Origin of the sequence: Nonomuraea sp. NPDC005650 (assembly GCF_040605375.1) — a bacterium.
In the GTDB taxonomy this organism is placed as follows: domain Bacteria; phylum Actinomycetota; class Actinomycetes; order Streptosporangiales; family Streptosporangiaceae; genus Nonomuraea.
This window is the reverse complement of record NZ_JBEXCR010000080.1, coordinates 17,800-35,435: the sequence shown is the minus strand read 5'-3', so window position 1 is coordinate 35,435 and position 17,636 is coordinate 17,800. Positions and strand designations below refer to the sequence as shown.

General features: G+C 67.6%; 15 protein-coding genes. 9 read left to right on the top strand and 6 right to left on the bottom strand.

Going from position 1 to position 17,636, the window contains the following annotated elements; translation table 11 throughout:
• Positions 1-90: 90 nt before the first annotated feature.
• Together ABZS69_RS63900 and ABZS69_RS63895 are read right to left on the bottom strand one after the other, a co-directional pair.
• Positions 91-540, bottom strand: a complete 450-nt coding sequence (locus ABZS69_RS63900; protein ID WP_355393878.1) for a GntR family transcriptional regulator — start codon at positions 538-540, stop codon at positions 91-93.
• A gap of 896 nt (positions 541-1,436) precedes the next feature.
• Positions 1,437-2,948 carry an amino acid permease gene (locus tag ABZS69_RS63895; RefSeq protein WP_355393875.1) on the bottom strand — a complete coding sequence of 504 codons (1,512 nt, stop codon included), beginning with the start codon at positions 2,946-2,948 and terminating at the stop codon, positions 1,437-1,439.
• Between the two features lie 207 nt (positions 2,949-3,155).
• On the opposite strand from ABZS69_RS63895, the gene ABZS69_RS63890 reads away from it, so the two are divergent.
• The 9 genes from ABZS69_RS63890 to ABZS69_RS63850 all read left to right on the top strand — a co-directional run bounded on the left by ABZS69_RS63890 (position 3,156) and on the right by ABZS69_RS63850 (position 12,146).
• Positions 3,156-4,358 carry a cytochrome P450 gene (locus ABZS69_RS63890; RefSeq protein WP_355393873.1) on the top strand — a complete coding sequence of 401 codons (1,203 nt, stop codon included), beginning with the start codon at positions 3,156-3,158 and terminating at the stop codon, positions 4,356-4,358.
• 37 nt (positions 4,359-4,395) lie between these two features.
• On the top strand, positions 4,396-4,584 hold the full coding sequence (locus ABZS69_RS63885) for a ferredoxin (RefSeq protein WP_355393870.1): 189 nt from the start codon (positions 4,396-4,398) through the stop codon (positions 4,582-4,584).
• Positions 4,584-5,810 carry an FAD-dependent oxidoreductase gene (locus ABZS69_RS63880; RefSeq protein WP_355393867.1) on the top strand — a complete coding sequence of 409 codons (1,227 nt, stop codon included), beginning with the start codon at positions 4,584-4,586 and terminating at the stop codon, positions 5,808-5,810. The genes ABZS69_RS63885 and ABZS69_RS63880 overlap by 1 nt, the downstream gene beginning before the upstream one ends.
• Positions 5,811-5,863: 53 nt before the next feature.
• On the top strand, positions 5,864-7,249 hold the full coding sequence (locus ABZS69_RS63875; protein ID WP_355393864.1) for a glutamine synthetase family protein: 1,386 nt from the start codon (positions 5,864-5,866) through the stop codon (positions 7,247-7,249).
• Positions 7,246-7,962, top strand: a complete 717-nt coding sequence (locus ABZS69_RS63870) for an ABC transporter substrate-binding protein (protein ID WP_355393861.1) — start codon at positions 7,246-7,248, stop codon at positions 7,960-7,962. Before ABZS69_RS63875 ends, ABZS69_RS63870 begins: the two co-directional genes overlap by 4 nt.
• A complete protein-coding gene (locus ABZS69_RS63865) occupies positions 7,963-8,673 on the top strand; it encodes a gamma-glutamyl-gamma-aminobutyrate hydrolase family protein (protein ID WP_355393858.1) in 711 nt (236 codons plus the stop codon). It abuts the gene before it with no gap.
• On the top strand, positions 8,670-9,491 hold the full coding sequence (locus ABZS69_RS63860) for a gamma-glutamyl-gamma-aminobutyrate hydrolase family protein (RefSeq protein ID WP_355393855.1): 822 nt from the start codon (positions 8,670-8,672) through the stop codon (positions 9,489-9,491). Before ABZS69_RS63865 ends, ABZS69_RS63860 begins: the two co-directional genes overlap by 4 nt.
• A gap of 26 nt (positions 9,492-9,517) precedes the next feature.
• Complete coding sequence (locus ABZS69_RS63855; protein ID WP_355393852.1) at positions 9,518-10,861, top strand: NAD-dependent succinate-semialdehyde dehydrogenase; 1,344 nt, start codon at positions 9,518-9,520, stop codon at positions 10,859-10,861.
• A gap of 145 nt (positions 10,862-11,006) precedes the next feature.
• Positions 11,007-12,146, top strand: coding sequence for a LacI family DNA-binding transcriptional regulator (locus ABZS69_RS63850; protein WP_355393849.1), 1,140 nt, complete (start codon positions 11,007-11,009; stop codon positions 12,144-12,146).
• Here ABZS69_RS63850 and ABZS69_RS63845 read toward each other — a convergent pair.
• The 4 genes from ABZS69_RS63845 to ABZS69_RS63830 all read right to left on the bottom strand — a co-directional run bounded on the left by ABZS69_RS63845 (position 12,038) and on the right by ABZS69_RS63830 (position 17,631).
• Positions 12,038-13,348, bottom strand: coding sequence for an MFS transporter (locus tag ABZS69_RS63845; protein ID WP_355393846.1), 1,311 nt, complete (start codon positions 13,346-13,348; stop codon positions 12,038-12,040). The two genes, ABZS69_RS63850 and ABZS69_RS63845, sit on opposite strands and share 109 nt — an antisense overlap.
• Positions 13,338-15,149 carry a gamma-glutamyltransferase gene (locus ABZS69_RS63840; protein ID WP_355393843.1) on the bottom strand — a complete coding sequence of 604 codons (1,812 nt, stop codon included), beginning with the start codon at positions 15,147-15,149 and terminating at the stop codon, positions 13,338-13,340. The genes ABZS69_RS63845 and ABZS69_RS63840 overlap by 11 nt, the downstream gene beginning before the upstream one ends.
• 521 nt (positions 15,150-15,670) lie before the next feature.
• On the bottom strand, positions 15,671-16,042 hold the full coding sequence (locus ABZS69_RS63835) for a thioesterase family protein (protein WP_355393840.1): 372 nt from the start codon (positions 16,040-16,042) through the stop codon (positions 15,671-15,673).
• A complete protein-coding gene (locus ABZS69_RS63830) occupies positions 16,039-17,631 on the bottom strand; it encodes a long-chain-fatty-acid--CoA ligase (protein ID WP_355393837.1) in 1,593 nt (530 codons plus the stop codon). Before ABZS69_RS63830 ends, ABZS69_RS63835 begins: the two co-directional genes overlap by 4 nt.
• Positions 17,632-17,636 lie beyond the last annotated feature (5 nt).

The following is a 17,636-nucleotide window of genomic DNA, read 5'->3' as shown; positions in this document are numbered from 1 at the left end:
TGCACAGTCCCGTCACGTTCGAGAGCCTCTACCGGCCCTCAGACACCACTGAGTGACCTCACCTCGGGTGTCCGTGCTACTGGGGGAACCTCAGTCCCCTTCATGGGCTGCGGTGCGCAGCTGTTCCGTGAACCCAAAGAGCCGACGAATGTTCACAGCCGATGCGCGCTCTGCAGCCAGCCTTGCCGATTGACCAGCGATGGCTTGGTGCTCGTCCACGAGGTCACGCACATCGGAAAGTGTCATCGCGACCAGACGCTGCTGCGACATTTCAAAGCGCGGAGCCAGGGGACGGCACACGAATGACCCACCGTTTCGGCCTCTCCTGGTTTCCACCAGCCCTTGTGCCCGCAGGGTCGAAAGTGCCTCGCGCACTGTCATCGGTGCCACGTTGAACTGGGAGGCAAGTTCAAGCTCGGCCGGCAATCGTTCGCCGTCAGAGAGGAGACCGAGATGAATGGCTTCGCCAATTCGTTGCACCACTTCGTCGGCGTGGCCACCCGAGAACGCGGGTGAAATCAGTGGCGTCAGTCCGGACACGTCGCGTTCCCCTCCCACGGCCAGGCCTGGCACAAAATGAAATCAACCGCGCTGCGGCCGGACGAATACAGGCCTACTCGTGCGTGCGCGCCGATGTACGAGCTGTGACCCCTTGGCGGCGCCGGTGGCCCTCATCCCGGGCCTGTCCGGTCGGACGCTTGGGACAGCTTGGCCGAAGTAGGACCCCCTTCGCCGCCAAGCGGCCTGCCCCATCGGTCTCGCTAGGTTGTCATGTGGGATCGCTGCAGTTCCCCTCCTCAGCCATCCATGTGGCTATCCTCGCAGACTCTGCCTTCGCACCTTGGGAAGGCTGTCGACCTTCTTCCTCGGTGAACGTCGAGACACGAGGCGCGACATCAAAAGCGCGATGTACGTGCTGCTGCGGTCTGCCGCATTCCGTATGGATCGGTCGCCGTGGTGAGCCTACGTATACCGACGTCGGCGAGAGGATGAGCACCACGGTTCCGGCAAGATCGCGTAGCCGGTCGTCCCAGGTGCGGTCGGCATCTCTGCCGCGAGGGCGGTCATGAGGCGGCCGGTCCGAAGGCGACGGCCACGGGCTATGTCCGGAGCCCGGCGAGCCGGCCAGGCGATGTCCGGCACGTGATCGGGCCTTGGTATGAATTCCGGGACGACGCGCACCAGTGAGGCAGTCGCAGGGCGGCTCGCGGACGGAGACCCGCCGCGGACGTGGTTCTGCTCTCCCGCCCGTCACAGGTCTCCCGTCCCTTGCCCAGCGCCCATTACACAAACGTCAGCGTGGCCGTGAGGATTACGAGTGATACCCGAATACAGCCTGTCCGCCGGCGTTCGCCGCGGGGACACGGGGCACTGCGCAACCGGAAGGGGGCGGGATCTTCCGGGATCCCACCCCGTTGACACGTGATCGAGAAGGTTCAGGCCTTGGTCCGATTCTCAGGCACGGCATCGGCGTACGGTCCAGAGCTCCGGTCGTGCAGGGGGTGCACAATCATGTAGACGAGGCCGGCTCCGATGACCACGAGCCCGGAGAGCGCAACAATCCAGTTGTCATACCACGGAGCATCCGGAGTGCGCGGCCAAGCCATGTTGACGATGGCCACGATCCCGTAGATCAGGGCCGCGACATTCACGGGCAGACCCCAACGCCCCAGCGTGTACTTGCCTGACGGCACCCAACCCTTGAGTCGCGCCCGGAGAGCGGCCACGACGACCATTTGGAAGCCGATATAGATCCCCAAGGCCGCGAAGCTGATGATCTTCGTGATCGCGTCGGTGGAGATCTTCGACCCGATCACAATCGCTGCCGGTACCACCGCGGCGAGGATCAGTGCGTACGGTGGGACGCGCCGGGTCGGCGAGAACCTCCGGAGCAGCGCGCTGCCGATGATCATCCCATCCCGGCCGTAAGAGTAGGCCAGGCGGCTGGCCGCAGCCTGCAAGCTCATCGCGCACGACAGGAACGACAGCAACACGATGCCGAGTACGACCTTGGCGCCGGTGGCCCCGAAGGCGTCGTTGAGGACCGTGCTGACCGGATCGGGATCCTCACCCGAGATGACGGCAGGGATGTCGCTCACCGAGAGCACGAGCGCCAGGCAGACGAAGGTTGCTGCCGCGCCACCGATGTAGATGGTCCGGCGCATGGCCTTGGGGATCAGGCGTCCGGGGTCTGGTACCTCCTCGGCGACGTCGCCGCAGGCCTCGAAGCCGTAGTACTGGTACACGCCGATCAGCGCTGCTGCGGCGAAAACCCAGAGGTAGCCACCGCCGGTGCCGGTGCCGAAGCTGTCGAACAGCACCCCAAGACTGTGCTCTCGATGGGTGATCAGGAGCCAGACCCCGACCGCGAGCGCACCGACGATCTCGGCAGTGAATCCGACCATGGCGGCAACGGCGAGCACCTTGGTCCCGAGGAGGTTGATGACCGTGGCCAGCGCCAACAGGCCGAGCGCGCACATGATGGTGGTGTTGACATTGGCTTCGAAGCCGAGCGTGCTGGCGATGTAGGGCCCCGCCCCGTACACGACCGACGCGATGGTCACCAGGAGCGCGACCAGGTAGACCCATCCGGTCATCCAGGCGTAACGGCGCCCCCATAGCCGCCGCGCCCACGGGTAGACCCCGCCCGCGACCGGAAACTGGGCGACCACTTCGCTGAAGACCAGCGCCACCGTGAACTGGCCCAGACCGACCAGCAGGAAGCTCCAGATCATCGGGGGGCCGCCGGTGGCCAGCGCGTAGGCGAACAGCGTGTACACGCCGACGACGGGCGAGAGGTAGGTGAACCCGAGCGAGAAGTTCGCCCACGCGCTCATGTCTCGTTTGAACTCGGAGGCGTAGCCCAGAGCCTTCAGGTGTTCGGCGTCGTCGTGGTCGTGGGGGGTGTGGCCGCCAGGTTTCACCGACGGCGGGATCGAACTGCTCATGCGATCTTCCTGTCTGCGACGGGGACGAGGTATGCCCGGGCGAAGGTGGCAGAAAAGCTATTTGCTTAGAGCATTAAGGTCAAGGCATCGATTCGCCGAACGCGGCGCTGGAACAGGGGATCACCCATGGCCAACGTCTTGACAATAAAACTCTAATTTTAGAGGCTTAGGCGTCCAGTCGCCCCAGACAGACTCCGGAGGTTGCCCATGCCGGCCTTCACCGCAGGCGCCACACCCGTCCTGGATGTTGCCGATCCATCGTTCTCGATCACCTCCGCGGCGGTACACGCTGCCCGCGAGCAGAGTTGGTACGCCACCACTCCTTACGGGATCGCGGTGCTCCGATACGACGAGATGAGCAGGCTGCTCAAGCACCCCAAGCTGCGTCAGGGGAGCGTCGCCTGGCCGGCCCACAACGGGGTCACATCTGGCCCTTTCGCACGGTGGTGGGCCAGTTGGATTCTGAACAAGGAAGGCGCCGAGCACCACCGTCTCCGTCGGCTCATGAACCCGGCGTTCTCGCCGAAGCTGATCGGCGGCCTGGTGCCGCGGTTCCAGGCCCTCGCCACCGAGCTCATCGATGGCTACGCGAAGAAGGACGAGTGCGAGTTCGTGAAGGAGTTCGCCGAGCCGTACGCCGCCAGGGTGATCGCGATCATGCTCGGCCTCCCGGAGGAGGAATGGCCGATCATCGCCCGCGAGTCGACCACAATCGGGCTGGCAATGGGCGTGACTCTGCGTGAGGACCTGCCGAAGATCGAGGGAGCTCTCGCCCGGCTCTACGACTACTGCGACGAGCTCATCGCTGATCGTCGGGCCAACCCGAGCGGGGATTTCGTCACGGCGCTGGTCAACGCTTCGCGGGTCGAGGACGGCAGGCTGAATGACGACGAGCTGCGTGACGGCATGGTTCTCTTGATCTTCGGTGGCTTCGACACCACCCGCAACCAGCTCGCCCTGGCCATGCAGACCTTCAGCCAGAACCTGGACCAGTGGGCCCTGCTCGCCGACCGCCCCGATCTCGGTGGCAAGGCCGTCGAGGAAGTCATGCGGGTCAATCCGACCGTCCGCTGGGTCACCCGCGAGGCGCTTGAGGACTTCACGTTCGAAGGGCTCGACCTCGCCGCCGGCACCACGGTCCACCTCTACAGCGAGTCCGCCGGCACGGATCCACGCGTGTTCCCGGCAGGCTTCGACATCACGGCTGACCGCAAGCCGCACTACGGATTCGGCGGGGGTGCCCACCACTGTCTCGGCCACTTCGTGGCTCGATCGGACATGAGCGAGGCGCTGCCCCTGCTGGCACGACGGATGCGCGACATCCGCCTCCTACCGGGTTCCGAATGGCTGCCCGACTCCGGAAACACCGGGCCGGTGACCTTGCCCATCGGGTTCACGCCAGCCCCCTGACACCTCTGCTCCCTCACCACGCACACCAGGAGTTCCCATGAAGGTCACTGTCGACATGTCGCTATGCCAGGACCACGGCCAGTGCGCCATCGCCGCCCCGGACGTCTTCCACATCAACGAAGAGGGGCATCTCGAGTACAACGGCGCACCCGATGCCTCGATGCGGGATTACGCCGAAGAGGCGGCGGATGTCTGTCCTGTCCAGGCCATCCTGATCGAGGACTGATGCCTGCCCAGCCCAGGGTGCTGGTGGTCGGGGCGTCGCTTGCCGGCCTGAGGTCGGCCGAGCAGCTCCGGAGCGCTGGGCACACCGGCCCCATCACGGTCGTGGGTGCTGAGCCGTACCTGCCCTACAACCGACCGCCCTTGTCCAAGGACGTGCTGGCCGATCAGCGGGCTACGACGGCTGCGGACCTCGCCGGACGACTGGCCTTCAGGCGCCGAGCCAGCACGGCAGACGTCGAATTCCGGCTTGGTGAGCCGGTGGCCTCGGCCGATCTTGCCGACGGTGTCCTGGTCACCGTAGCGGGCCGCTCCCTCTCGTACGACGGCCTCGTGGTCGCGACTGGACTGCGGCCTCGCAGGCTCGCAGTGCCAGGTCCTCTGGACGGTCGGCATGTGCTCCGGACCGTGGAGGACTGCCAGGCGCTCCGTGAGGCGATCTTGACCCGACCACAGCATGTCGTCGTCATCGGCGCAGGGTTCATAGGATGCGAGACCGCCGCGACGCTGCGATCACTGGGCCACGCCGTGACCGTGATCGAGCCGGCCGGCCCGCCCATGGCCCGCGTGGTCGGAGCGACCCTGGCCGCCGCGGTCCAGCGCCACCATGAGAGGACAGGGATCCGATTTGTCATCGGCGCGGGCGTCATCGCCTTCACGGGTACTGATCGCCTCACCGGTGTGCTCCTCGACACGGGCGAGGAGATCCCGGCTGATGTCGTCGTCGAGGCAGTGGGATCGGTGTGCAACACCGAGTGGTTGGCCGGCAACGGCCTCGACCTCTCCGACGGCGTGTTGACCGACAACCAGCTCCATACTGGGTCTGCTCGGCCGACTGTGGCGACCGGTGACATCGTCCGCTTCCCGAACCCGCTGTTCGATGACACGCCTCGACGCGTCGAGCACTGGTCGACTCCTACCGACACCGCCAAGCGGGCAGCTGCCACGCTTGTCGCCCTGCTCGCCGGTGAGGAACCCGCTCCGGTGGTGTTCGCTCCCGTGCCGTCGTTCTGGAGCGACCAGGGTGACCTTCGGTTCCAGAGCTTCGGCTCGCCGGCTCTGGGAGACGAAGTGCGCGTTGAAGAGGGGAATCCCGAGCATCTGGCCGGCGGGCTCCTGGCGACCTACCACCACGCCGGACGCCACCTGGGCACTCTCGCCATCAACCTCACCGCGGACCGGCAGCGCGAGCTCCGGGCTGCGTTCGCCGCCCCGGTTCCGACCGTCTGACCGACTCGGCCAGACCTTACGACCCGGACCTCCCGACGAGACAGGGAAAGATCATGACAACCAGTGCCCTCGACCAACATCGGCATCAGAATGCGTCCAGTCCACATCTGGCCGCCGCCCTCGCGACGATCAAGGAGCGCGGCGTCGAGCACGTCTACTACCAGTCAGTGTCGATCACCGGCCGCGTGGTCGGCAAAGTAATGCCAGCCCGGCACCTCGAGCGGGCCGCGGTGAAGGGAGTGCAACAGCACCGCACTGCGGCCGCGAACCTGCAGACGACCCGCGAGGGCATCCTGTTGGGTGGCGGCGTCAACGCACCCGAGTACACCGCGATTCCCGACCTTGAGACCTTCGCCGTGCTGCCGTGGGATACCTCGTTCGCTCGCATCTTCTGTCGGCTCTACGAACCTGACCACCTGGCGGAGGGCGCGGGAGCCCCGTATGCCTGTGACACCCGTGGCGTGCTGCGCCGCGTCCACCGTGAGTTCACGGAGCGGACCGGGTTGGAAATGCGTGCTGGGTGTGAGCCGGAGATGACCTGGAAGGGAGAAGGCCTGGAGGGCCGATTCCGCCCTCAGTCGAGCCCCTCGTACCACATCGAGCACCTTGAGCGAAATCGGCCGATCGTGAAGAAGGTGATCGCGTACGCCCAAGAGCTGGGCCTTGACATGATCGAAGGCGACTATGAGGACGCGGGCCAGGTCGAGCTCAACTTCATGTACGACCACGCGGATCTCACCGCCGACCGGCTCATCACCTACCGCCAGATCTGCAAGCAGGTCGCACGCGAGCTCGGCATCGAGGCGAGCTTCATGCCCAAGCCCGCCACAGGCATGATGGGTAACGGGTGCCACCACAACTTCAGCCTGTGGCGTGACGGCGTCAATGTGCTCGAGAACCCCGGCGTGACCGAGTTGCACCTTTCACAGGAGGGCCGTCACGCTCTGGGTGGTCTCCTCACGCATTCGGCCGGCGCGATGCTCGTCAATGGCTCGACAGTCAACTCCTACAAGCGCTACTGGGACGGCGGTCAGTTCGCTCCCTCGAAGATCAACTGGGGCATGGACAACAAGACCTGCACGGTCCGGCTCTCAGCGAACGGCCGGCTGGAGTACAAGCTGCCCGACGCTGCAGTGAACCCCTACTTGTCACACGCGGTCATGATCGCCGCCTTCGAGGACGGGCTGAAAAAGGAAATCGAGCCTGGCGAACCCGACCAGGGGTCGTCGTACGTGGGCGCCCAGGACACCCGGTTTCCAGAGTTGCCCATGAGCCTCGGCGAGGCGATCAGCGCGTTCCGCCGCGACGATGTCATCACGAGCGCCCTCGGTGACGAGCTCTCCACGCTGCTCGTGGATTACCACGCTGACGAGTGGGCACGTTTCTGCGGCCACGTGACCGACTGGGAGCGTGCGACGTACTGGGACGACACGCCGTGACCGCAGCGACGCCGCTGCGGCTGGCGTGCCTCGATGCGGACGCCCCGCCGCTGTTCTCGCTGTGGAGCGCCGAGAACGGACGCACCGGCTTCGAGCCGGCCGTGGCTGACCTTCTTGGCACCGAACTCGGCCGGCCGGTCGAATGGGTTCGCGTGCCGTGGGCAGAGATGATCCCGACCGTCCAGGCCCACGGTGCGGATGCTGTTCTCTGTGGCCAGGGCATCACCTCCACCCGGCAGGCCCAGGTCGACTTCACGAGGCCTTACGCGATCTTCCACGAGAGCGTGCTCGTCCGCCGAGGGGCATGCGTCACCTCTGCGGCCCATCTCGTCGGCCGTCGCGTGGCAGCGATCGATGGCAGCACCAACATGGCGCTTGCTCAGACCTTCGAGGGCGCCCTCCTGGTCCCCTTCGGCAACGATGGTTCCGACGACGTATACGGCGACATGCTCGCAGCACTGGAGGCCGGTGCAGTCGACGCTGTCGTCGATGACGACGTCGTCTTCGTGCCGCTGGGAGAGAACGACCCGCGCTTCGAGGTCGCCTTCACGGTCGAGACCGGCAATCGATGGGGTATCGGCGTGGCCAAGGACCGTCCCGACCTACTCGCGGAACTCGACCGCGCCCTGGCCGGTGTGGTGGCCGACGGGCGCCACCGGACGGCCTGGGACACCTGGCTGCCCACCCTGGACTACCCCTTCGCGGAGGCCTGAATGCGACCTCTGATAGCGGTGATCGGCCGTCGCGCGGAGTCAGTGCCTATCCTGCGGTTCAGCGCCACCCTCGCCGCCGAGGCGATCTGTGAGGCGGTGTACGCCGCAGATGGTGAGCCGGTTGTGGTGCACGGCGTCGCCGCCGACCCGATCACCGGACTTGAGTTCCGGCTTCGGCGCTTCGACGGCCTGCTGATGCCGGGCGGACAAGACCTGGGACCAGAGCGCTACGGCCAGGACAGAGCCCCGCAGACTGTCGACGTCCTGGACTTTCAGGACGACCTCGACCTCGGGACGGCCCACGCGGCGATTGCCCTGCAGATCCCGACTCTGGCAATTTGCCGTGGTATGCAGGCTGTCAACGTTGCGCTGGGGGGCACACTCCACCAGCACTTGTACGAGACCACAGTGAACCACCGCAATGAGGTGCACGACGTCCAGGTGGTGGTCGGTTCGCGGCTGCATGCCGTCGTCGGCGCGGAGCACGTATCGGTGTCGTCATACCACCACCAGGCTGTCGACCAGCTGGCTCCGGCCCTGATGGTGTCGGCCACCGCAGCGGACGGCGTCGTGGAGGCGATTGAGCATCGGCATGCCGACATTCTCGGCGTGCAGTGGCATCCCGAGGACCTGCACCTCACATCCGTCACCGATGCGGCATTGTTCGCCGATCTCGTGGAGCGGGCCCAGAAGAGAAGGGACAACGGATGACCATCGTGGTCCGGCTCGAAGAAGTGACGCCCTTGCGGCCGGTTGCGCATGACCCGGTGGCGCACATCGCGGTGGTGGTGTCGCTCAATTTCCCCGACCTGGACGAGCAGATGGCGGGGTTGGTCCGGCGATTCACCCGCGTGGCTCTGGAGACGCTGGTCGAGCTCGGGGCGTCGTACGAGCTCGTCGACACCTCGATGCCGCTTGCGGACCCGACCTTGCCGGCGCGGTGCGACGGTCTGCTGCTACTGGGTGGCGGCGATATCGACGGTTCCTGCTACGGCTCAGCGCTCTCGGAAGCCCCGCGCTCCTATGGCGTGGACCTCCGGGCTGATCGCGACGCCCTCACCGCCATCGCCGCCGCAGAAGAAGCCGCTCGCCCGATCCTCGGCATCTGCCGTGGCTCCCAACTGCTGAACGTCCACCGTGGCGGGACGATCATCCCCGACATCGAGGACTTCGCCCTTCACCGTGGTGGTGACGTCGGGCCACTGTTCGTCGATGAGAGGATCCACATCCAATCGGGCACCCGCCTGCAGGCACTCCTCGGTGCCGAGAGCATTGTCGGCCGCTCCGGTCATCATCAGGCGGTCGACGCCCTCGGTGCGGGCCTCGTCGTCGCCGCCCGAGCCGACGACGGCATCATCGAGGGTCTTGAAGACCCTGACCGGTGGCTGATCGGCGTGCAGTGGCATCCCGAGGACGACGACGGCCCGATGCAGGACCGCCGCCGTCTCTTCGGCGGCTTCGTCGAAGCTTGTGCCTTGTCTCGGCGTGCCCGAACTGCTGACGGCCTCGTACCGAACCCGGCCGTCTGACCACATGGTGACCAAGGAGCCGAAGCATGACCGAGTACGCAGTCCGCGATCCACGTAATGGCGAGGTCCTGAAGACCTTCCCGACGGCGACGGACGCAGAGATCGCGGCGGCGCTCGACCTGTCCGCTGCGGCGTACGCCACGTGGGGTCGGGGAACCCAGGTATCCGATCGCGCGCGGCTGTTGCGACGTGTCGCCGAGCAGCATGAGGAGCGCGCCGAGGAACTCGGCGAGATCATCATGCGCGAGATGGGCAAGCCGCGAGACCAGGCGGTCGGCGAGGTGAGGTTCAGCGCCGCCATATACCGGTACTACGCTGACAATGCGGCGACGTTCCTCGCGGACGAGCCGATCGACCTCCTCGACGGCACCGGTACCGCGCTGATCCGCCGGGCGCCGGTGGGAGCGCTGTTGGGCATCATGCCGTGGAACTTCCCCTGTTACCAAGTGGCCCGGTTCGCGGCTCCGAACCTCGCAGCGGGCAACACCATCGTGCTCAAGCACGCGCCTCAGTGTCCCGAGTCGGCGGCTGCGTACGAGCAGATCTTCCTCGATGCCGGCTTCCCGGTCGGGGCGTACGTCAACGTGTACGCCACCAACGAGCAGGTAGCCGCCATCATCGCCGATCCCCGGATCCAGGGCGTGTCACTGACCGGTTCCGAGCGGGCCGGGGCGGCGGTGGCCGAGGTCGCCGGCCGCAACCTGAAGAAGGTGGTGCTAGAGCTTGGGGGCTCGGACCCCTTCCTGGTGCTCGACACAGACGACCTCGACGCGACGGTCCAGGCGGCCGTCAGCGCCCGGGTGCACAACACCGGGCAGGCTTGCAACGCCGGCAAACGGTTCATCGTCCTCGACCGTCTCTACGACGAGTTCGTAGAAGCCTTCCACGCCAAGCTCGCCGAACGCCGAGAGTCGTCACCGCTCTCGTCCCAGCACGCGGCCGAGCTCCTGGCATCGCAAGTCGATCGAGCCGTGGCAGGTGGCGCGGAGTTGCGGATGACAGGGGAACGAGACGGTGCGTACTTCCCCGCGGGGATCCTTACCGGTGTCGCTCCGGACAACGAGGTGTTCAGCGAGGAGCTGTTCGGTCCCGTAGCGATGATCTTCAAGGTCGGCTCCGAGGAGGAGGCGGTTGCGCTCGCCAACAACACGCCCTACGGCCTTGGATCCTACGTCTTCACGGACGACCCGGAGCAGGCGGAACGGGTAGCAAACCAACTCGAGGCCGGGATGGTGTTCATCAACGGCGTGAACGCGGACGGGATCGAATTGCCCTTCGGAGGTGTGAAACGGTCCGGCTTCGGCCGGGAACTCGGCCGCTACGGCATCGAGGAGTTCCTCAACAAGAAACTCATCCGCACGCTTCGCTGAGGCTGGTATCCGCCCAGGTGAAAGCCGAGTTCGATGGCACACGCACCCGCGTCCGCGGACTGGCGCCAGGTCGCTTTCGCGGGTACGGTTTTTCATCCCTTTCATCGAGTACGATCCGACGCGCTATGACATCGGGGGTGACCTCATGGAACCTCTATCCGAGGGAGCCGCGCCCGGCGGCCCCACCGCCGGCCCGTCGATGCTTGAGGTCGCGAAGTTGGCCGGGGTCTCGCTGACCACCGTGTCGCACACCTTCAGCGGGCACCGGCCGGTCTCGTCCGCGACCCGCCGCCGAGTCATGGAGGCGGCCAGTCTCGTGGGCTACGTCCCCATCCGGGGGCGCGGCTCCGCAGCCGACGTGCCGCGGATCGGGCTGTTCATGGCGCCGCGGGCCGCCGTGACGGGCTGGTCGAGGGGGACCGACTCACTGTCAACCCTGGCGGGGGCGGCCTCGATGGCGGCCTCGGCGGCCGGTTGCGAGCTGGTGCACTTGCGCCCGCCGCTGGACCTGACCGGGCAGCACGCGAGCATCGATGGCTTCATCATAGTCGGCCCCTACACGGCTGATCCGCTGCTGGGAGAGTTGCTGGCGGCACGGCGGCCCGTGGTGACCCTGGACCCGGATCCGGGCAGGCCGGAGTTCACCTGCTTCGTGCGCTGCGAGTATGAGTCCGCCACCGCCACGCTGCTCGATCACCTGGCGAAGGCGGGTGCGGCGGAAATGGCGATGATCACAGGTACCGAGGACAACCACTGGACCCGGGCACTGCGCGGCGCCTTCGTGCGCTGGTGCGCGGCCCGAGGCCGGCGCAGCGTGATCGAGCAGGCCGATGAGCGGACAGGGCAGCAGGGTGCCGCCGAGGCGGCCCGGTCGCTGCTGGTCCGACGCCGGCGTCCCGACGCGATCGTCACCTCCTCCAGCGTGTTCGCGGTCGGGGTGCGCGACACGGTGCTTGCGGCCGGCCTGACGGTCCCGGCCGACATGCTCGTCGCCACCTGCATGGACGGGCGGCTCACCGAGCACGGCGAGCCGCCCGTCACAGGCATGCGCTGGGATGTCTCCATCGCCGCAGAGCAGCTCATCGACCTGCTCTGCCCCTTGCTGGGCAGGGCCACGGAGACGACGCCGCGCGCCGTCCCCTTCCGGCTCTGCGCGCGCGGGTCAACCGGCCGCCGTCAGTCCCGGTCCGTCAGCACCTCCCCCACGGCAGGTGTCGCGTCGGCGGAGGACTCGCGCAGCAGCGCAGCGCAGGCGATGACCACCACAGAGGCGACCGCCCCGTAGACCGCCACCGGCCACGACGCGTGGTCGCCGGAGGCGTACAGCGCGGTCGCGATCGTTGGGGCCAGGCCGCCGCCCAGCGCGGCGCCGATCTGGTAGCCGGCCGACATCCCGCTGTAGCGAACGTGCACCGGGAACTGGTCGGCGGCGAGGGCGGGCAGCGGTCCCTGCATGGCCGCCATGAGCGGCCCGGTGATGGCGAAGGCGAGCAGCATCAGCGGTACCAGCCCGGTGCCGACCAGCGGGAAGTAGATGAACATGAACACACCGCTGGCCGCACCGCCCAGGACGATCACCAACCGCCGCCCCATCCGGTCCGACCACATGGCGAACAGCGGGGCCGCGACGAAGATGGTCACCGAATACAGCAGTTGCCCCCACAACGCCGCGGAGGAGGAGTATCCCTCCCCCTTCGCATAGGCGAGGAAGAACGTGAAGGACAGATAGGCGAGGGTGTTGTAGCCGAGGCTCAGGCCGAACGTCAGCAGCACCTGGCGGGGTGCCAGCCGGATCGCCTCGACGACCGGCAGCTTCGCGGGCTCGGCGGTCTGGAACTCCGGTGTGTCCTCCATGCCACGCCTGGCCACGATACCGATGAACACCAGCAATCCCCCCAGCAGGAACGGGATCCGCCACCCCCAGGCGGCCAGGTCGTCGGCGAAGATCGCGTTCACGACAGTGAAGACCAGAGTCGACAGTAGGGCACCAAGCCCGATGCCCATGCTGGTGAAGCTGCCGAACAGCCCGCGCCGCCCGGGCGGAGCCGACTCCACGCCGTACAGGGCGGCGCCGCCCCATTCGCCACCGGCCGCGAAGCCCTGCACTATGCGCAGGACCACCAGCAGGACGGGCGCCCACACGCCGATGCTGTCGTAGGTGGGCAGCAGCCCGATCAGCAGGGTCGAGGCACCCATGATGGTCAGCGTGAGCACGAGCATCCTGCGCCGCCCGAGGCGGTCGCCAAAGTGCCCGATCACCACGCCGCCGATCGGCCGGGCCAGGAATCCGGCGCCGAACGTAGCGAATGCAAGCAGCGTACCGACCAGAGGGTCTTCCGCCGGAAAGAACAGGGTGTTGAACACGAGCGCCGCGGCGATGCCGTAGGCGAGGAAGTCGTAGAACTCCAGCGTGGTCCCGATGCAGGAGATCCAGAAGACCCGCTGGGGGGAGGGCCCCTCGGGGCCGGTGCGGTGATCAGTGGTCATGGCTGTCGATCCTGTTGCTGAGAGCGGCCGCGTGGCCTTGGGGGTGGGGGTCGATGGCCGCGGTGAGGGAGCCGCCCGGGGAGTTGAGCACCAGGTTGGCACGGGCGAAGTCCATCGAGAACGGCTGGTGCTGGAGGCTCACCGGGACGACATCCAGGCCGTACTCGGCGAGGCCGGTCCCCTGATCGGTGAGCTGGTCGTCGATCAGGAGCTCCGTGCCGCTGCCGTCCAACCGGGGAGCGTTCACCGCCTCCTCCGCGCCGGCCCCGCCCTCGACCAGGTGCAGGACCAGTTGGGAGACGGCACTGATGATCCGGCGCCCGCCGGAAGCGCCTACTGCGGCGAGCTGCCCGCCCGCGGTGACGAGTACCGGGCCCATGTTGGCGACCGGCCGGGCTCCGCCCCGGATGCTGTTGGCGGCCCCGGGCACGGCGTTGAACCACACCATCGCCGAGTCGAGCAACAGGCCGGTTTCCGGGCAGAGCACGGCGGACCCGTACGGGTTCGCCGCGGTGTGCGTGACCGAGACCGCCCATCCGTCAGGGTCCATCACCGAGATGTGCGTCGTCCCCGAGCCGGGGACGGATCCGCCGGCCGGATTCCAGACGGGGGCGGCCGTTCCGCCACCGCGCCACGGGTCGTGGAGTGCCAGCGAGGCGAACACCTCCCACGGTTGCCGCGTGCCGCAGTGCCGAGCCGGCGGCTCGCCGGAGCGGATCGCGGTGACGAGTTCGCCGAGGTAGGCCGGAGCCAGCAGGGACTCCGGGACCGGCACGAAATCGGGATCGCCGAGCCAGTGGTAACGATCGGCGAACGCATGCTGGATCACCAGGGCGAGGTCGCGCACCCACTCCGCGGAGCCGGGCGGCGGCGGAGCCTCGGGGTGAAGCGCCTGCCAGGCCGCGAGGATCTGTAGCTCGGTCAGCCCGCCACCGGGCGCCCGTGGTGCGTGCACCTGCGTGCCACGGAAGTCGATGGTCAGCGGCCGGGTGAATTGCGGAGCCGCTTGCCGCAGGTCGTCGGCGGACAGCAGCCCGCCGACCCGAGCGACGGTCTCCAGCAGCCGGGCGGCGACTGGGCCGTCGGTCAGCACGGACGTACCTCGCGCGGCGACCAGTTCCAGGGTCGCGCCCAGGGCGGGCTGACGTACCCGCTCGGGTTCGCCGAAGGACGGGCCGGCGAACACGAAACCGCAGGCGCCGAGCGGCAGGTCGCCGTCCCGCAGGAACACCGCCGCGCTTCCGGCGTCCTTCCGCAACGCGGGCAGCTGCGCCAGGGCGGTCAACGTGAACCAGGGGTCCGCGGCGAAACCATCGTAGGCGGCCTGCACCGCAGGCTCGATCACTGCGGCCGGCGTCAGCCGGCCGAACCGGCGCTGCGCGTCCAGCAGGCCGACCAATGTACGCGGGACACCGCAGGCCAGCGGTCCCACCTTGTTGGCGTCGTCCGCCACCGCGGTCACGCCGAGCGGTGCCGTCGCCTCGCCCGGGCGCAGCGGCCGGAACATGCCGGGATACGCCGCTGCCGGCGCCCGGGGCCCGAACTCGACGGCCCAGACGCCGTCGTCCGGCGCGTGCACCATCATGAAGCCGCTTCCTGCCAGCGTCGTCTCCATCGGCTCGACGACCCCGGCCACCAGCGCTGCGGCCACTGCGGCGTCTACCGCGTTGCCACCCTGATCCAGCGCGCCGAGTCCTGCGACGACGCTCTCCTCTCGCGGGGCGGCGACTGCTCCACCCGTACCGCGGGCCGCTGATCTGCCTACCTGTTGACGGGACCATGAGATCGAACGGGATACCACGTGTTGCACCTCCACTACCAGCGCTTTCCGGCGGGTCGGCCCGCTCGCTCGCGCTTCGGAAAACCCTAAGAACCGTCCTTCGTCGCACCCCAGCGTTTTGCACGTTTTGCACGTTTTGATCTGCTCGGGGGCGGCGACGTCGGCCCGGTGATCTACGAGTCACCGGGCCGATCCCGGTCCTGTACTGTGCGGATCGCGGCACCGATCAGGAGGACCGCACACCGGTCCGGCAGGCGGTGGCGGCGGAGACGCCGATCCTCGGGATCTGCCGCTGGTCGCCGGTCGTCAACGTGGCCCTCCGGTGGCACGCTGATCCCGTACCTCGGCGCGAACGTCGGCCGATCACCAGCGAACCGATTGGCCAAGGTGGCCGCGACAGACGTTGACGCGGGCAGCGCGACGTCCGACCGAGCGCCCTGGGGCAAGGCCACCAGGACGCCTCCCGGCTTCTCGGCTCGTCCAACGGCACAGGTGAGAGGGATCCGGCATAGAACCTGCTGGGGCTGGTCGTGGAATCGATGTCAGGACAGGGTGGCCAGCGCCTCAGGAAGGGTGATGGGGTGTCCCTGGTCGTTGACGTGGACGGCTACCGTGCGGCCCTCGACACAGACCCGATCGCCCTGGACTGCTTGCCAGGCGTAGGTGATGGAGGTGCGTCCAGTGTGTTCGGGAGCGATCAGGAGGTCGAACTCATCGGAGAAGCGCAGAGGCAGGTGGTATGTCACTTCGATGTGGCGGCGGGGGAAGCTGACGATGGCGTCGGAGTCGAGGCCGAGACCACGCAGCATGGCATGCTCGGCCACCTCGGCCCAGCGGAATGCAGCGGTGTGGTGGATGCGGCCGCCGGCGTCGGTGTCGGCCCAGGCGACCCGCATGCGTTCCCTGTGTGTCATCGATGTCCTTCGGAGGCGGAGTAGCGGCGGCGCAGCGCGATTTTGTCGAATTTGCCGACTGCGGTCTTGGGGATCGCTTCGATGATCTCGATGCGGTCGGGCAGCCACCATTTGGCGACCGCAGGGGCGATGAATTCGAGGAGTTCGGCGGAGGTCGCGTTCGCGTCGTGACGCAGTGCAACGACCGCCAGCGGCCGTTCGCTCCAGCGGGCGTCCGGCACGGCGATGACGGCGGCCTCGGCGACCGCCGGATGCCCCATCAGCGCGTTCTCCAGCGCTGGAGTGGAGATCCATTCCCCGCCGGACTTGATGAGGTCCTTGGCGCGGTCCCGGATGTCGATGTAGCCGTGCTCGTCGATGGTGACGATGTCGCCGGTGCGCAGCCAGCCGTCGTCGGTCCAGCGCTCGGTCGAAGCTTCCGGATTGTCCGCGTATTCGGCGGCGACCCAGGGCCCGCGGACTTCGAGCTCACCCATGGCCTGGTCGTCCCAGGGGACGAGTCCCGCGTCGCCGCGTGCGCGGATTTCGATGAAGGGCATGGGGCGGCCTTGTTTGGCGCGCTGGCGGGACTGCCGGTCAGGGGGCGCGTCGATCATGCCCCAAGGGAGGGCGGAGATCGCCCCCATGGTCAACTCGGTCATGCCCCAGGTGTGGACCAGGGCAACGCCGTACCGCTCCTGATAGCTCGCGATCATGGATGGCGGGGCGGTCGAGCCGCCGGACAGCACAGCCCGGAGGCTGGACACGTCGAAGCGTCCGGGGTCGGCGTCGAGAGTCTGCAACACGCTGGTCCAGATGGTAGGCACGCCTCCGGTGACGGTGACACGCTCCTGCTCGATGTTCTCCAGCAGGCTCACCGGATCGAGGAGCGGGCCGGGCAGGACCAGTTTGGTGCCGAGGAGTGCGCAAGTGTAGGGCCAGCCCCAGGCCAGGGCGTGGAACATGGGGACGACCGGCATCACCGTGTCTGCGTCGGTGAAACCCAGCCAGCCGGGCAGTGCGCTGGACAGCGAGTGCAGGGCCACGGCCCGGTGGGAGACCTCGACGCCTTTGGGGCGCCCTGTGGTGCCGCTGGTGTAGGTGACCAGCGCGGTCGTACGTTCGTCCGGTTCTGGAGGCCGCCAATCGTTGTCGCCGGTGGCCAGGAGTTCCTCGTACCCGATCGCCCCGGTGGGCGGGTTGCCGATCACCACAACGTGCTCGAAGGAGACGCGGTCGCGGATCTGCTCATACACGTCGAGCAGGCTCTCATCGACGATGAGCACGGCGTCGCAGGCGTGTGTGGCGATGAAGGCGATGTCGTCGGGATGCAGGCGCGGGTTGATCGGGTGCGTGACCAGGCCGGCGATCGGGGCACCGAAGTAGATCTCGGCATGCTGGTGGTGGCTCCAGCACAGGGTGGCCACCCGTGCTCCGGGAGGCAGCCCCAGGACGGTGAGTGCCGAGCCGAGCCGCCGGGCGCGTTGGGCCAGGTCGGCGTATCCGAGGCGGTGGTAGGAGCGGTCCGGCAGCCGGGTGACGATTTCGCGGCCGGGAGAGAAGCGCTCGGCGCGGCGGAGGATCGCGTCTATGGTCAGCTGGTAGTCCATGCTGC

Coding starts and splice junctions, on each gene's coding strand:
- ABZS69_RS63895 (WP_355393875.1), bottom strand. CDS start 2,948: ATGAGCAGTTCGATCCCGCCGTCGGTGAAACCTGGCGGCCACACCCCC.
- ABZS69_RS63890 (WP_355393873.1), top strand. CDS start 3,156: ATGCCGGCCTTCACCGCAGGCGCCACACCCGTCCTGGATGTTGCCGAT.
- ABZS69_RS63885 (WP_355393870.1), top strand. CDS start 4,396: ATGAAGGTCACTGTCGACATGTCGCTATGCCAGGACCACGGCCAGTGC.
- ABZS69_RS63880 (WP_355393867.1), top strand. CDS start 4,584: ATGCCTGCCCAGCCCAGGGTGCTGGTGGTCGGGGCGTCGCTTGCCGGC.
- ABZS69_RS63875 (WP_355393864.1), top strand. CDS start 5,864: ATGACAACCAGTGCCCTCGACCAACATCGGCATCAGAATGCGTCCAGT.
- ABZS69_RS63865 (WP_355393858.1), top strand. CDS start 7,963: ATGCGACCTCTGATAGCGGTGATCGGCCGTCGCGCGGAGTCAGTGCCT.
- ABZS69_RS63860 (WP_355393855.1), top strand. CDS start 8,670: ATGACCATCGTGGTCCGGCTCGAAGAAGTGACGCCCTTGCGGCCGGTT.
- ABZS69_RS63855 (WP_355393852.1), top strand. CDS start 9,518: ATGACCGAGTACGCAGTCCGCGATCCACGTAATGGCGAGGTCCTGAAG.
- ABZS69_RS63850 (WP_355393849.1), top strand. CDS start 11,007: ATGGAACCTCTATCCGAGGGAGCCGCGCCCGGCGGCCCCACCGCCGGC.
- ABZS69_RS63845 (WP_355393846.1), bottom strand. CDS start 13,348: ATGACCACTGATCACCGCACCGGCCCCGAGGGGCCCTCCCCCCAGCGG.
- ABZS69_RS63835 (WP_355393840.1), bottom strand. CDS start 16,042: ATGACACACAGGGAACGCATGCGGGTCGCCTGGGCCGACACCGACGCC.
- ABZS69_RS63830 (WP_355393837.1), bottom strand. CDS start 17,631: ATGGACTACCAGCTGACCATAGACGCGATCCTCCGCCGCGCCGAGCGC.